The 14,405-nt window shown below is 66.4% G+C and carries 13 protein-coding genes; 6 read left to right on the top strand and 7 right to left on the bottom strand.

Going from position 1 to position 14,405, the window contains the following annotated elements; all coding sequences use genetic code 11:
• Positions 1-43: 43 nt before the first annotated feature.
• Complete coding sequence (locus tag F1599_RS26420; protein ID WP_262484791.1) at positions 44-178, bottom strand: hypothetical protein; 135 nt, start codon at positions 176-178, stop codon at positions 44-46.
• Between the two features lie 17 nt (positions 179-195).
• Complete coding sequence (locus tag F1599_RS05965) at positions 196-1,170, bottom strand: 2-dehydropantoate 2-reductase (RefSeq protein WP_150082508.1); 975 nt, start codon at positions 1,168-1,170, stop codon at positions 196-198.
• Between the two features lie 390 nt (positions 1,171-1,560).
• Between F1599_RS05965 and F1599_RS05960 the strand changes: the two genes are divergently transcribed.
• The 5 genes from F1599_RS05960 (at position 1,561) to F1599_RS05940 (ending at position 7,589) form a co-directional block, all read left to right on the top strand.
• Complete coding sequence (locus F1599_RS05960; RefSeq protein WP_150082507.1) at positions 1,561-3,180, top strand: glucan biosynthesis protein; 1,620 nt, start codon at positions 1,561-1,563, stop codon at positions 3,178-3,180.
• Positions 3,181-4,096: 916 nt separating this feature from the next.
• On the top strand, positions 4,097-4,894 hold the full coding sequence (locus F1599_RS05955) for a hypothetical protein (protein WP_150082506.1): 798 nt from the start codon (positions 4,097-4,099) through the stop codon (positions 4,892-4,894).
• A 328-nt stretch (positions 4,895-5,222) separates the two neighbouring features.
• Positions 5,223-6,464 carry a hypothetical protein gene (locus F1599_RS05950; protein WP_150082505.1) on the top strand — a complete coding sequence of 414 codons (1,242 nt, stop codon included), beginning with the start codon at positions 5,223-5,225 and terminating at the stop codon, positions 6,462-6,464.
• Positions 6,452-7,123, top strand: coding sequence for a hypothetical protein (locus tag F1599_RS05945; protein WP_150082504.1), 672 nt, complete (start codon positions 6,452-6,454; stop codon positions 7,121-7,123). Before F1599_RS05950 ends, F1599_RS05945 begins: the two co-directional genes overlap by 13 nt.
• A gap of 70 nt (positions 7,124-7,193) precedes the next feature.
• Entirely contained in the window at positions 7,194-7,589 is a 396-nt protein-coding gene (locus F1599_RS05940; RefSeq protein ID WP_150082503.1) for a hypothetical protein, read from the top strand.
• Between the two features lie 204 nt (positions 7,590-7,793).
• Here F1599_RS05940 and F1599_RS05935 read toward each other — a convergent pair whose 3' ends face one another.
• A complete protein-coding gene (locus F1599_RS05935; RefSeq protein ID WP_149316250.1) occupies positions 7,794-8,267 on the bottom strand; it encodes a DUF2269 family protein in 474 nt (157 codons plus the stop codon).
• The gene (locus tag F1599_RS05930; protein ID WP_223819504.1) at positions 8,255-9,811 is read right to left on the bottom strand and encodes an SDR family oxidoreductase; all 1,557 of its coding nucleotides are present in this window, start codon (positions 9,809-9,811) and stop codon (positions 8,255-8,257) included. The genes F1599_RS05935 and F1599_RS05930 overlap by 13 nt, the downstream gene beginning before the upstream one ends.
• Positions 9,812-9,820: 9 nt before the next feature.
• On the opposite strand from F1599_RS05930, the gene F1599_RS05915 reads away from it, so the two are divergent.
• On the top strand, positions 9,821-10,351 hold the full coding sequence (locus F1599_RS05915) for a hypothetical protein (protein ID WP_223129670.1): 531 nt from the start codon (positions 9,821-9,823) through the stop codon (positions 10,349-10,351).
• 174 nt (positions 10,352-10,525) lie between these two features.
• Here the strand turns inward: F1599_RS05915 and gdhA are convergent, their stop codons facing one another.
• From gdhA to phnY, 3 genes are all read right to left on the bottom strand, one after another.
• Positions 10,526-11,869, bottom strand: coding sequence for an NADP-specific glutamate dehydrogenase (gene gdhA / locus F1599_RS05910; RefSeq protein WP_149316251.1), 1,344 nt, complete (start codon positions 11,867-11,869; stop codon positions 10,526-10,528).
• A gap of 125 nt (positions 11,870-11,994) precedes the next feature.
• The gene (locus F1599_RS05905; RefSeq protein WP_150082502.1) at positions 11,995-12,750 is read right to left on the bottom strand and encodes a DeoR/GlpR family DNA-binding transcription regulator; all 756 of its coding nucleotides are present in this window, start codon (positions 12,748-12,750) and stop codon (positions 11,995-11,997) included.
• 133 nt (positions 12,751-12,883) lie between these two features.
• A complete protein-coding gene (gene phnY, locus F1599_RS05900; RefSeq protein ID WP_150082501.1) occupies positions 12,884-14,347 on the bottom strand; it encodes a phosphonoacetaldehyde dehydrogenase in 1,464 nt (487 codons plus the stop codon).
• Positions 14,348-14,405 lie beyond the last annotated feature (58 nt).

The following is a 14,405-nucleotide window of genomic DNA, read 5'->3' as shown; positions in this document are numbered from 1 at the left end:
GCACGGACATGGGATCGCTCTTTCGATTTTTGTATATGGTATATCAGAACGCGTGCACCGCCACTTCGATCTGGCGGCATCGTCCAGGCGTGGCGGCGGCGCAACCGACCCGCTGCGCCGCCCAGGCCATGGTCACCGTCATGGCGGTCACCACGGCCAGCGCCATGGTGGCCGCCATGGCGGGCCCGGCCGCGCTCACGCCGCCTGCGCCATCCGCTCGCGCTGCTTGATCAGCGACAGCACCGCGTCGATCATCGGCGTCGGCTGGCCGACCAGCCGGCCCATCTCCTGCACCACCGTCAGCAGCGGGTCGATTTCCATCGCCCTGCCCGCCTCCAGATCCTGCAGCATCGAGGTCTTGTGCGCCCCCACGGCCCCCGCGCCGTCGATCCGCCGCTCGACATCGACGCGGAAATGCACGCCGAAGCGTTCGGCGATCGACTTGGCCTCGAGCATCATCTGCCTCGACAGCGCGCGCGTGCCCGGGTCAGACGTGATGACGTCCAGCGTGGCGTGGGTCAGCGCGCTGATCGGGTTGAAGCACAGATTGCCCCACAGCTTGAGCCAGATCTCGTTGCGGATGTCCTCGCGCACCGGCGCCTCCAGGTCGGCGGCGATCATCGCCTCGCTGAGGCGCAGCACCCGTTCCGAGCGCGTGCCGTCAGGTTCGCCGAGCGGGAATTTCTTGCCGTAGACGTGCCGGATGACGCCCGGCGCGGCGATTTCCGCCGCGGGATAGAGCACGCAGCCGATCGCGCGCTCGGGACCGAAGCCGCTCCATTGCCGGCCGCCCGGATCGACGCTCTGCAGCGTGGTGCCGGCCAGCTCGCCGCCGTGCCGATAGAAATACCAGTAGGGGATGCCGTTGACGCCGGTGACGATCGCGGTATCCGGGCCCAGCAGCGGCTGCATCAGGTCGACCACGCCTGGCACCGAATGCGCCTTCAGCGTGATGAACACATAGTCCTGTTCGCCGAGTTCGCGGGGGTCCGAGGTGCAGCGGACCTTTTGCACCCGCTCCTCGCCGTCGATCAGCAGCTTGACGCCGTTCGCCTGCATCGCCGCCAGGTGCGGCCCACGTGCGACGAAGCTGACGTCGACGCCCGCCCCGGCCAGTTGCGCGCCGATGTAGCCGCCGATGGCGCCGGCGCCGTAGATACATACCTTCATGATGGCTGTCTCCCGTGCTTTTTTGGTGAATTGATATATCACATACTATATTTCACAAGCGCGGAATCACAACCTCTATTTGCGTGCGGGGCGAGTCCGAGCAGGGTCGCAGAAGGTGCCAGCTGGGTTCAGGCAGCCCCCAACCAGCGTCCGGCAAGGTCTCATTCCGATCTCACCCCGGTCTCAGCGGCGTCTCGTCTGCTCCTTGTCACGTCTCGACCGCGTCCGTAGCGCATGCCTTCAAGTGCCGAGTGCGCCGGGGCCATGCGGTACCATGCTGCGTTCTGTCGTGCCCGCGGCGTCCGGCTCCCCACGGAGCCGTCGAACTTTTTGCGCCAGCGGGCGTCTTTTCTGCAACTTCATTGAAGGCGCCAGACGCCGATTCACCGCATGCCGAAAATGAACCGACGGACCGTGCTGGTCTCCGCCGCCGCCACTGCTGCGCTCGCCGCACTGGGCATTCCCGCTTCCGCTCTGGCCGCCGGCCGCATCAAACTGGCCAAGGGCCAACCCTTCACCCACGAGGGCCTGGTCGAACTGGCCCGCACCATGGCAGGCCGGCCGTATGTCGCGCCCCCCTCCCCGCCGGCCGACATCCTGGCCCGCATCGACTACGAGGAACACGGCAAGATCCGCTATCGCACCGACGATGCGCTCTTTGCCGACGGTCCCGGCCAGTTTCCGGTGACCTTCTTCCACCTGGGCACCTTCTTCCGCGTGCCGGTCCGGATGCATCTTGTCGAGACCGGCGGTGCAAGTTCGGGAGGCACTGCCCGCGAGATCGTCTATGACGAGTCGTATTTCGACATGCCGGCCAACAGCCCGGCGCGCAAGCTGCCGCGCGGCAGCGGTTTCGCCGGCTTTCGCTTCCAGGAGAGCCGGCTCGGCGACCAGAAGAAGCTCGACTGGCGCAAGAACGACTGGGTCGCCTTTCTTGGCGCCTCGTACTTCCGCGCGATCGGCGAGCTCTATCAGTACGGCCTGTCGGCGCGCGGCATCGCGGTCGATGTCGCGCAGCCGGACAAGCCCGAGGAATTCCCCTCCTTCACTCATTTCTATTTCGAGGCGCCGCGCGACGGCAGCGATACCGTCACCGTGCACGCGCTGCTCGACGGGCCCAGCGTCACCGGCGCCTACCGCTTCACGATGCAGCGCGCCAAGGGCGTGGTGATGGACGTCGACTGCGCGCTGTTCCTGCGCAAGGACGTCGGGCGCCTGGGCCTGGCACCGCTGACCTCGATGTTCTGGTATTCCGAGTCGGTCAAGCGCACCGGCGTCGACTGGCGCCCCGAGGTGCACGACTCCGACGGGCTGGCGATGTGGACCGGCGCGGGCGAGCGCGTCTGGCGTCCGCTGAACAATCCGCCGCGCACCATCGCGTCCGCCTTCGGCGACGACAACCCGCGCGGCTTCGGCCTGCTGCAGCGCGACCGCAATTTCGACCACTACCAGGACGGCGTCTTCTACGAGCGCCGGCCGAGCCTGTGGGTCGAGCCGCGCGAGGGCTGGGGCGCCGGCACCGTGCAGCTGATCGAGATCCCGACCGACGACGAGATTCACGACAACATCGTCGCGATGTGGGTGCCGAAGGCGCCGGCCAAGGCCGGCAACGCCTATCGCCTGCGCTACCGCCTGCACTGGCTGGCGGACGAACCCTATCCCACGCCGCTGGCCCGCTGCGTGGCCACGCGCATGGGCAACGGCGGCCAGCCCGGCCAGCCGCGCCCGCCGGGCGTGCGCAAGTTCATGGTCGAGTTCAAGGGCGCACCGCTCGAAGGCCTGCCCTTCGGCACCAAGCCCGAGGCCGTGCTGTGGGCCTCGCGCGGCAAGTTCTCGTACATCTTCACCGAGGCCGTGCCCAACGGCGTGCCGGGCCACTGGCGCGCGCAGTTCGACCTGACCGTCGACGGCGACGAGCCGGTCGACATGCGGCTGTTCCTGCGTCTGAACGGCAAGCCTCTGTCGGAGACGTGGCTGTATCAGTACCATCCGTTCCGGACGAACGTCTGAGCGGGCAGCGTCGACCCGGCCCGCATCGGTCGGCATCGGGGCACACGACGCTCAGGAGCGCTCCGTAACGCCCCGTAGCGCGCAGGGGCAACGCGGTCAATCATGGGCGCGGATTTGCGCCCGAAGCGCCTCTCTCACCGCCGCACACCTGTTGCCCGAAAGCGACGACCCTGTGATGACGATGGGGTCGTCGTTCCTTCCTCCCGGATCGTTCCCGACCGTCGTCCGTTCGTTCCCTGACCTATTCCCGAACGGTCGGCGATCGGCGCGCCAGGTCCGCGCCGGCCTGGTTCCTCAAATCGCAAAAGTTGCGGCGGAATTCGACAGTTGAGTAAAACCTCGACGTCGACACTTCCGCGTTAGCACCGGCAAGCACGTCCCCCCATCGGTGCTAACCACCGCCAAGCGCTGGCGGTCCCATCCCCACTTCCTCAGGAGCAATCATGGCTGGCACCACTCATGCCTGTTCGTCCGCCGCCGTCGATACCAGACCACCGCCCACAGCAGACGTCAATTCACGGAGCCATCATGGAACGATGGCAATTCAGGCTGGCGGAAGCGCGGCCTGCGTTCAATATCACCGCCGAACGCAAGACGCTGCCCCCCGCTCTCCGCGCGAAGGCATTACCGGCGCATGGGATGCGGTGCTCTCCTTCTTCGGCCGCCTCAATACGCCGTCGCAGCGGCTAAAGCGATGCGCCAGCTCCGATTTGCGCGTCGGGCCGGACAAGCCGCCGCGAGAGGATGATCAGATGTATGCGCCGGTCCAACAGCAGCCCAGGCCGGTACTGCCTTCGAAACCCGCCACGCCGTTTCCAGTACTCGATCTTCCGTCCGAATTGTTATGTGAGGTATTGGTCCGGATTCCCCCAAATGAGCGGTATCTCCAGATCGGAGGTTCCACACTCGCCACCACATGCAAGGCCTTTCATTCGCCCTCAAGGCCTTGTCGATGATGCCGCAGTATCGAAACGACGATGTCATTGCCCGACGCATCGCCGGAATGGATCGCTCCGATCAGATCCTCTCGATGGTCGATACAGTGGCAACGCAGAAGCCGGTCACGCGCGAATGGGCCATGCGAACAGTGATTTTCATGACGCGGTCAATGTCGGTCCAGGGCAGGCAAAACCTGATCATCGACGTGCTCGACCGCGCGCGGAGGCACTCGGATCTGTGGGCACTGGAATTGATGCGCTACTTCGCACGTTGGATCCCCCATACCGACAGCAAGTCCTTCGACATGCTGACCAAAACGGCGCTCGAGCTGGATCCAGCCAATGAGGAAATTCGCTTCGCCCGATTGCGCGTTCTGGCGCAGTTGGCGCAAAGAATCAGTCCGAACGATGTGCCGGGCTCCGTGCGGCGTTGGGAATCGATTTACAAATCAATGTCCGCCGTTCCCCGTGACGAGGACTATGTGGCATTGCGTGCGCTGCGCCATGGCTTCAGCCAACTTACCCACAAGTTCCGCGTCAAGTTCTCGATTGGCCATGAGACGGATCTCTTGATCAGCCTCCTCGACCGGTTATCCAACACGCGCGGACGAGGATCGGATCCCTATATGGCTGCTTGCAGCGAAGAAGAACTCGACTATCTGGCCCCGCCCGAACCCCTACCGGGTACGGTGCCGCCGATCGATCCCATGCGTGCCTATGAGCCCAAGAGTAAGCCGGTGCCTCGCGCCGACTCATTGCCGGCCGTCCTGTGGTAGCCAGGCGAGCGAGCGCGGGCAAACCGCATGAGATTTTTTATCTGCCGTGCGCCGGGACATATGGGCCAAGGCGGCGCTGGCGATAACGAACGGAACAACCCCTGGAGGAGACCATGCCAATTGGCTCTTTTCGGTCTGTCGTTTGTGGGAATCAAGGAAAAATTCTCGAGTCAGTCGGTGGTATCGCAGATCGCGATCCGAGCCCTGCAGAGGCCGACATCGCCACGCGCTCGACAGAAGAGCTAGACAAGTCCCTCCCAAGAACTGCTCAGTTGGCCAACCAGGCAGCTCCCGGCGAGGTTCCCGCAGGCAGTATGGAAACGCCAAGGTGGCCGCCTCCTTTTTTGACACATGCCAAACTGGAAAAAACCAAAGGTTGGCATTTACTCAACGAGTTGACATATGGCGCGTGGGGTTCGACGACGGCCGGTCGCGCGATCCTCCAGGTGACCGCTTTTGCGACCGGAAAGATGGATACGCTGTCCATTACCTCTCACGCGCCAGCGACGAGCGAAGCGGGGTTGGTCGCGGCGTCTTCGCTATTCTGGAAGCAGCTGGGACTGTTCACCTGACATGGAAGGCCGATCGCAAGAAAAGCGAGCTGAAAGAATACATCCGCCAGTGTGCAAATGGTCATGAGCGATTCGTGCACGGCGATGATGAGTACAAAGAGCGGATCGCATGGTTGTTCGACCGGCAACGTGAATTGGAGGCCCTGCTGCGGAACTGGCCGGTCGACGATGAGAACAAACCTCTACCAGAGATCGCGCACGAATCGGATCCGACCCAGCCGCCCAGAAAATTGGCCGATACAGAAGCCGGCCTGCAGGACGTAGTCGAGCAGCTCAAGGAGCGGGCCCTGGAGCTCGTCAAGGATCTCAAAGACTATATCCAGTACGAACAGGCTGCCAACGAACTGGCCGACGCCACCGATAACATTCACGCGCTGGGTCTGGCTACCGCACGCGACGTCGTGATCCAGTTGGGCGGGACCGCGTGCAGCGTTGCGGCGACCCTCGGGAAGGCCGGTGTTCCGGGAGTGAACCTCGCCGCAGCCGGTGTCGCCGGTGGTGCGTTTAGCGTGGCGATGGGCACCATGCATGTCGCTGCGGGGGCACTGGCCTGGTATCAGGCCACGCGCCGGCTGGAAGACATCCAAGCGGCTCGAATCCGGGGATCGGACTGGCAGGACCCGCACGCTCGCCAGCGGCGCGTGTCGGATATCGCGAGTGCGCTTCCACAGGAGCGGCCACGCAATGCTGCTTCCGCCAAGGCATCCGTGCCAGTCATCGCACAACAGCATGAACCGGCACAAGAGGTCGAGCACGCGGAATCGGCAAGACTTGCCGATATTCAGCGCGCCAATGACATGATCGAAGTCATGATGCACCACCGCGAAAAGGCATTTGGGGCCATCGAGGCAGCCGAACGGCTGAAGATCTGGTGGGCCAAGTTCCGCATGGCATATGGCGGCGTCTCGATCGGGATCGGTACCGGTTTGATCGTGGCCGCGGCGGTATTCGGACTGGTACCCCGGTCGGCATCGTGGTGGGTGCCGTGGCGCTGCTGAGCGGCACGGTATGGCTTGTCGCCAGCGTTATCCGCAACTACAAGAACCGCCATAACACCAATGTGCTGGCCGACAACGACATGCAGGCGCATGAGCAAGCCAAACACTTCCTCGATGCACAACGTGACGCCACGATCGACGAGATGCGGGAAAACAAGTTCCTTGCCATCGATGCCTTGCTGAAAGCACTCCTCGATCGCGATCGGCCCGTTACCCGAGACACTCTGTGGAAAGCGATGGCAGAGTTTGGAATGGATCGAGCCCTGCTCCAGGCATTGGAGCTGCGATCCCTGGTTCGTCTCGACGACGTTTATGCCGACGACAGGAAGACAATGATCGACAGCCTGCGGTGCTGTGCGTCTTCCGCCGACGAAATGGCGCTGAGGAAACTGATCGAAAGCATGACCCTACGCAGCGACGAAGCGATGCTCAAGCCGTTGCGGCAGCTGTTCCAGGACTTTGTCGAGGGCAAGACGTCGATGCGGCTGGAATATGAGCGGCGCGCGGGCTTCTTGCTGTACATGGCGGGTAAACTGCCTCCAGGGCTTCGCCATTGGCTTGGCTTCGACAGGCCCGCCGGCGTGGAAGCCGGAGCAACGGTAACCGCTCAGGCGACGGTACCCGTGCACGCCACCGAGCCGCCGGTCCGGCTCGGCTGATCCGGGCGCGCCTCTCCTTGGCCCGGGTTGTGCTTCAAGGGTCGATATCCGGTCCACAAGGAGAGAAATCATGCTGTTCCATCGACATGGTGTCTGCGCCGCGTTGCTGGCGCTCGGCGCGGCGTGGGCGACCACGGCCGCTGCGCAGCCGGCCAATGTGCCGACCGAATCCGAACGCGGCAGCGGCAACCAGATGTCGCGCCAGCCCAAGGCGGTGACCCAGCCGTCGACCCGCGAAGGTGAAGCGATCCGCTCGAATCCGGGCGGCCTGGGCAAGCTGGGCGATCCGATGCCCAGCGCGCCCGGTGGCAAGGACGAGCCTTCGCCACGCACGCAGGCCTCCGGCGCCGCGCCGTCGCCGCCGCAGGCGCCGCTGAAGGGCCGCGAGCGCAAGGGCAGCGGCGGTGCCGCAATCGATCAGGCGCGCGAGCCCAGCACCGATCCGCGCGAGAGCGGCGCACGCTGAAGCCGGTCCAGGGGGGCGCCGAAACTCGCCGCGGGCGCACGCTGTAGCGGCCACGGGCGCGCTGTGGGTCGCCCCCTTGCCGCGCCGAGGCCGGCCACTGACGCGCGCCGAGGCCAGCCACTGACGCGCGCGGAGGCCGTCACTGACGCGCGCGGACGTCGGTCACTGGCACACGCTGAAGCCGGTCACCCCGTCGGCACGCCCTCAGAACAGCGTGGCCGGCTTGGCGATCATCAGATAGAAGATCGCCAGGAAGCTGAACAGCGCCGGCACACCGAGCGCGAACCACCAGCGGAAGTACCGCCAGTAGGCCGGCGGCAGCGGTGCCTGCGCGCCTGCCGCGGCGGCGGACACGGTGCGCATCCGCATCTGCAGCCAGACCACCGGCAGCCAGCACGCGATGGCGACTACATAGAGCAGGATCGACACGCGCAGCCACGCCAGCTCCCACGAGAAATTGGCAATGCGCATCAGCATGTAGCCGGTCACCGGCTGCAGGATCGCCGTGCTGGCGGTGAACAGCCAGTCGGCGATCACCACATGGCGCGAGGTCACCGCGACCGCGCGGCTGTCGCGCGTCAGCGTGGCGGCCAGCAGATAGAAGGCGCTGCCCACGCCGGTGCCGAACAGCAGCGTGCTGCCGACCACGTGGATCCATTTGACGATCATGTAGTCCATCGCTTGCGCTCCAGCGTACCCAGCAGCCACAACACGGCCAACATGGGCAGGTTCTTGGTGAGCGGACCATAGGGATGCAGCCAGAACTCTGGCAGCCGCACGCTGATGATCGCCGTGTAGCCGAGGATCAGCGCGGCCTGCGCGGCCCAGATCCATGGAAAGCGCCAGCGCGCGGGCGCGAAGCACATCAACCCGAACAACAGGTCGAGCCCGGCCGCGCCGTACAGCGCCAGCGGCCGCAGCGCCTGCGGTACGCCGGCGCGTGCCAGCAAGGCATAGCTGTCCTCGACCGGATAGAGCCCCAGCGAGACGATGCCGGTGATGATCCAGACCAGCGCGACGGCGGTGCGCAATATCGGCAATTGCCAGCCGAGCACGGCCTGCGTGCGCGCGGCCTCGCGCCAGCGCGCCGGTACGAATTCGTCGACGGCGCGCGGCGGCCTTCCCAGCAGCCGATGCATCGGCGCGGGGTCGCCGGTATTGCCGCGCGCGAGCATCGCCAATGCGTCCTCGTTCAACGGCAGCCCCGGCGCCAGGCGCGTCATCAGCGGCAGGCCGGCGCGGACCAGCGCGTCGGGCACCGGCAGCACGCGCAGCGCGCCGGGTTGCCCGAGCGTATGGCGCAGTTGGGCGAGGTAGTCGCGCAGGCTCAGGGCCGTCGGTCCGACCACGGGGATGCGTCCTTGCGGCCAATTCCGCCGCATTGCCGGATCGCCGCCGGGATCGCCTCCACGACCGACTCCGCGACCGCCGCTGTAATCACCACCGGAATCACAACCGGGACCAACACCGCGACCACCACCGAGACCACCGCCAGAACCACCGCCAGGGCCACCGCCAGGACCACCGCCAGGACCACCGCCGGGACCACCGCCAGGACCACCGCCGGGACCCCCGCCGTCGCTGTCTCCGGCCATCATTACCAACCGCACGATCGCGGCCACCACATCGTCCAGATGGACCGGCTGCACGCGCTGCTTCCCGCCCTCGGGCAACAGCAGCAGCGGCATCGTCGCCAGCGTGCCGAACATCCGCGCGCTGGTCCCGCCCGGCCCGTAGACCAGCGAGGGCTGCAGGATCGCGGCCGGCAGGCCCAGGCCGGCGAGGAAATCGTCGGCGCCCTTCTTGCTCAGGTGGTACGGCGTGGTGGCCTGCTCGTCCGCGCCCAGCGCCGAGATCTGGATCACCGCGCGCACGTTGGCCTGCGCGCAGGCGGCGAACAGCGCGATCGGCGCGCGCCGATGCAGCAGTTCGAAGGTCTGCGTGCCGCGCTCGGCAAAGATGCCGACCGCATTGACGACCACGTCCACGCTGTCGAGCAGCGGCAGCCATGCCTGCGCGTCGGTCAGCGCGCCGAAATCGACGGCACGGAATTCGCATGCGCCCAGGTCGCGCGCGGCCTTCGCCGGATCGCGCACGCCGCAGAGGACCCGGCAGCCGGCCCGTGCCAGCGCCGCGGCAATCGCGGCGCCGATGAAACCGCTGGCGCCGGTCAGCAGCACCGTGGGAGGCGCGGTGCCGCCGGTCGCCGCATCCCGTTCCAAGGAACCGACATGAGCGCCAACATGAGCCCCATCAAGGATTTCGTTGGCCGCAGCCTGGTCTCCGGCACCAGCGCCAGCGCGCTGTCCACCATCGCCCTGGCCTGCGCCGGCCATTTCGATTGCCGCGACACGCTGGCGCCGGTCAATGCCGTCAGCCACTGGGTCTGGGGCGATCGGGCGATCCATGCCAATGGTCCGGCGTGGCGCTATACCGCGGTGGGATACGTGATCCATCATGCGATGTCGGTATTCTGGGCCGCGTTCTACGAAGCCTGGGTGGGCCGCTCACCGCAGCGGCAGAGGCCCGCGGCGGCGATCCTGGCCGGCCTCGCGGTCGCGGCGGCGGCCTGCGTGGTCGACCTGCGCCTGACGCCGAAACGGCTGACCCCGGGCTTCGAGCGGCGGCTCTCGCCGTGGTCGCTGGCGCTGGTCTATGTCGCCTTCGGGCTCGCGCTGCCGCTGGTCACGCTATGCCGGCCGCGCCAGGGCCCAGATGCAAGAGCCATTCCGGCCTCGGCGCCGTCGGCGGGTACCGACTGACAAAAAGAAAGCGGGCCCGAAGGCCCGCTGTGCGGTGCGGTATCGCTGGCGCCGGCGGCGCGTTCTTACACGGGCTTGCAGAATTGCCACGCCGCAAGCGCCGCCGCTGCGACACGGGCAAGACGCGAGTAAGAAGCTACATCGCCGGCGCGCCCGACCTGAGCGTCAAGAGCGTCAGATCACGCCCTGCGCCAGCATGGCGTCGGCCACCTTGACGAAGCCGGCGATATTGGCGCCTTCGACATAGTTGATGTAGCCGTCGTCCTTGCGTCCGTGATGGATGCAGTTCTGGTGGATGTCCTTCATGATGAAGTGCAGCTTGGAGTCGACCTCGGCGTGATGCCACGACAGCCGCATCGCGTTCTGCGACATCTCCAGGCCCGACGTCGCGACGCCGCCGGCATTGCTGGCCTTGCCCGGCGCGTACAGGATGCGCGCGGCAAGGAAATGGTCCACCGCCTCCAGCGTCGACGGCATGTTGGCGCCCTCGGCCACGCAGAACACGCCATTGGCCAGCAGCCGCTTGGCATCCTCGCCATCGAGCTCGTTCTGCGTCGCGCACGGCAGCGCGATATCGGCCGGCACATGCCACGGCGTGCGGCCGGCCTCGAAACGCAGGCCCTGGCGCTCGGCGAAGTCCGACAGGCGGCCGCGCTCCTCGTTCTTGAACGCCATCAGCGCGGCGAGCTGCTCGTCGTTCATGCCTTCCGGATAGTGCAGCACGCCGCCCGAGTCGGACACGGTCAGCACCTTGGCGCCCAGTTCGATCGCCTTCTGCGCGGCGTACTGCGCGACGTTGCCCGAGCCCGAGATCAGCACGCGCTGGCCGTCGAAGTCGCGACCCGTCCGGTGCAGCATCTCCTGCGCGAAATAGACGGTGCCGTAGCCGGTCGCCTCGGGACGCATCAGGCTGCCGCCGAAGGCCAGGCCCTTGCCGGTAAAGACGCAGGCCGACTGGTTCGACAGCTTCTTCATCATGCCCGCCATGAAGCCGACCTCACGGCCGCCCACGCCGATATCGCCGGCCGGCACATCGGTGTCCGCGCCGAGATGGCGATAGAGCTCGGTCATCAGCGCCTGGCAGAAGCGCATCACCTCGCCGTCCGACTTGCCCTTGGGATCGAAATCCGAACCGCCCTTGCCACCGCCCATCGGCAGCGTCGTCAGTGCGTTCTTGAAGGTCTGCTCGAAGCCGAGGAACTTGAGCACCGACAGGTTGACGGTCGGATGGAAGCGCATGCCGCCCTTGTAGGGGCCGATCGCCGAGCTGTGCTGCACGCGGAAGGCGCGATTGACCTGCACCTTGCCCTGGTCGTCGGTCCATGCCACGCGGAACTGGATCACACGCTCGGGCTCGACCAGCCGTTCCAGCAGGGCCTGGTCGGCGTAGCGCGGGTTGCGCTCGACGAACGGCCACAGGGTCATCATCACTTCCTTGACCGCCTGCTGGAACTCGGGCTGGTCAGGATCGCGCCGGGCCACGCCGGCAAGGAAGGCATCGAGGGTCGGAAGGCTCACAGCTGTCTCTGTCGAATTTTCTTGAGTCGGAGCGCGACTTTAGCACCGAAATGGTGAAATTCGACAGTCAAAAGTGTTGTGACCCGCAGCGCAAAAATGCGGAACTGCCCGTTCCGGCCGCCAATTCAGGCGATCAGCAGCGCCGGTCCGCGGCGCTTCAGCGCCTCGGCCAGCGAGGCCTCGGGGGCCATGTCGCTGATCAGATAGGCCGCCTTGTCGAAGTGCCGGACCTGCACGCCGGTATGCCGGCCGTACTTGGTATGGTCCGCCACCACGCAGGGCACGCTGGCCGACAGCAGCATCCGGCCGCGCAGTTCGGCCGCCGGGCGCGAATACTCGCTGACCTCGCCATCGTTGCTGATGCCGCCGATGCCGATGAAGGCGAAATCAGCGTGATAGCGCGACAGCTGCTCGACGGTGTCCCAGCCGTTGGTGGCGTCCTCGTTGTCCTGCAGCTCGCCGCCGAGCACGACCACACGGTTGCCGTTGCGGCGGCCGAGCAGCAGCGCGATCGACAGGTCGTTGGTATAGACCAGCAGGTTGTGGTGGCCCAGCAGCGCCTGCGCGACGGCATGCGTGGTGGTGCCGTAGTCGATGATCACCGAGGCCCCGTCGGGCACCAGCTCGGCGGCGCGCACGCCGATCGCGCGCTTGCCCTCGGCATTGACGGCCGCCCGCGTCTGGGTATCGGCCTCGGCGCGGTTCGACGCCAGCGCACCGCCATGGGTCAGCGTCAGCAGGCCGCGCGCGGCGAGCGCATTGAGGTCGCGGCGAATGGTCTCGCGCGAGACGTCGAGCTCGCTGACCAACTGGCTGATCTGCAGCGCGCCGCTGGCGGCCAGCTGGTCGAGGATGTATTTCTGCCGTTGTTCGGCCAGCACGGGAGCTCCGAGGCTTGTGGAAGGTGCGGGGATTTTAGCGGAGCGTTGTGACAGGACGGCAGCGGCGACCGCGCACGCCGCTTGCGCACGCACCTCTGACCCCCCCGCTCTCACCCGGCCCCTCTCACCGCTCTCACCCCCACGGCATCGTGATCGACTTCAGGTTGGTGAAGCTCTTGATGGCCTCCTGCACGCCCTCCTTGTAGCCCAGCCCCGAGTCCTTGATGCCGCCGAACGGCGTCAGCTCGATGCGGTAGCCGGGCACCTCCCACAGGTTGACGGTCCCGACCTGCAGTTCGTTGGCAAAGCGCGTGAAGTCGTCCATGCGGTTGGTGCAGATGCCGGATGACAGGCCGAAGGCCGTGCCGTTGGAGATGCGGATGGCCTCGTCAATATCGCGGAACGTGATGATCGGTGAGACCGGGCCGAAGGTTTCCTCCCTCACCAGCGTCATTGCCGGATCGACGCGATCGACCACGGTGGGCGCATAGCGCGCGCCGTCGCGCTGGTTGCCGATCAGCAGCCGCGCGCCCTGCGCCACCGCCTCGTTGACGCGGGCCTCGAACAGCGCCGCGGCCTGCGCATCGATCACCGTGCCCATGTCGACGCCGCGGTCCATCGGGTCGCCGTACTTCCACGCCCGCGTCTTCTCGACCACCAGCTCGGTAAAGCGCGCGGCGACGGCCTGGTGCACCAGCATGCGCTTGACCGCGGTACAGCGCTGGCCGGAGTTCTTGTACGAGCCCTGCACCGCGAGGTCCGAGGCGCGCTCGAGGTCGGCGTCGTCCATCACGATCAGCGGATCGTTGCCGCCCAGCTCCAGCACCACGCGCTTGTAGCCCGCCTTGGCCGCGATGTACTTGCCGATCGCCACGCCACCGGTGAAGGTGATCAGGTCCACCGCCGGATGCGTGATCAGCTCGTCCGCGATTTCGGCCGGATCGCCGGTCAGCACCTGCAGCATCTGCGGCGGCAGCCCCGCTTCGTACAACAGATCGGCCAGGTAGTACGCGGACAGCGGCACCTTCTCCGAGGGCTTGAGCACCATCCGGTTGTTGGTCGCGATCGACGGCGCGACCTTGTGCGCGACCTGGTTCATCGGGTGGTTGAAGGGCGTGATCGCGGTGATCACGCCCAGCAGCGGCTCGCGCTGCGTCATCACGCGGCGCTTCTTGCCGTGCGGCGTCAGGTCGCACGAGAACATCTGGCCGTCGTCGCGCAGCGCCTCGTTGGCGGCGAAGTTCAGCACGTCGGCGACGCGGCCGATCTCGTACAGCGAATCCTTCTTCGACAGTCCCGATTCGAGCGTGATCAGGTCCGAAGCCGGCTCGGTGCGCTCGCGCAGCAGCGCCGCGGCGCGATTGAGGATCGCGGCGCGCTCGTAGCGCGTCAGCGTCGAGCGATAGGCGCGCGCCACCGTATAAGCGCGCCGCACGTCCTCGACGGTCGCCTTCGGCACCGTGCCGACCAGCTTGCCGTCGTAGGGATTGCGCACGTCGATGACGCGGTCGCGCACGACCTTCTCGCCGTCGATGCGCAGCGCTTCGGCGCGGAAATGCGGGCTGACAGAGGCGGCGGGAAACTGGGGGGCGTTCATGTTCGGGGCTCCGTGAGGTGCAGGCAAGGGGCGATCCGGTCCAGGCCAGGCCTAGCCG

It is taken from the genome of Cupriavidus cauae (assembly GCF_008632125.1).
Taxonomy (GTDB): domain Bacteria; phylum Pseudomonadota; class Gammaproteobacteria; order Burkholderiales; family Burkholderiaceae; genus Cupriavidus; species Cupriavidus cauae.
The sequence above is the reverse complement of the archived record's forward strand: the minus strand, read 5'-3'. Positions and strand labels throughout refer to the sequence as shown.

What these genes read in the sequence shown, in the direction of transcription:
- F1599_RS26420 (WP_262484791.1), bottom strand. Translation starts at nt 178, where the DNA reads ATGGCGGCCACCATGGCGCTGGCCGTGGTGACCGCCATGACGGTGACC.
- F1599_RS05965 (WP_150082508.1), bottom strand. Translation starts at nt 1,170, where the DNA reads ATGAAGGTATGTATCTACGGCGCCGGCGCCATCGGCGGCTACATCGGC.
- F1599_RS05960 (WP_150082507.1), top strand. Translation starts at nt 1,561, where the DNA reads ATGCCGAAAATGAACCGACGGACCGTGCTGGTCTCCGCCGCCGCCACT.
- F1599_RS05955 (WP_150082506.1), top strand. Translation starts at nt 4,097, where the DNA reads ATGCAAGGCCTTTCATTCGCCCTCAAGGCCTTGTCGATGATGCCGCAG.
- F1599_RS05940 (WP_150082503.1), top strand. Translation starts at nt 7,194, where the DNA reads ATGCTGTTCCATCGACATGGTGTCTGCGCCGCGTTGCTGGCGCTCGGC.
- F1599_RS05935 (WP_149316250.1), bottom strand. Translation starts at nt 8,267, where the DNA reads ATGGACTACATGATCGTCAAATGGATCCACGTGGTCGGCAGCACGCTG.
- F1599_RS05915 (WP_223129670.1), top strand. Translation starts at nt 9,821, where the DNA reads ATGAGCGCCAACATGAGCCCCATCAAGGATTTCGTTGGCCGCAGCCTG.
- phnY (WP_150082501.1), bottom strand. Translation starts at nt 14,347, where the DNA reads ATGAACGCCCCCCAGTTTCCCGCCGCCTCTGTCAGCCCGCATTTCCGC.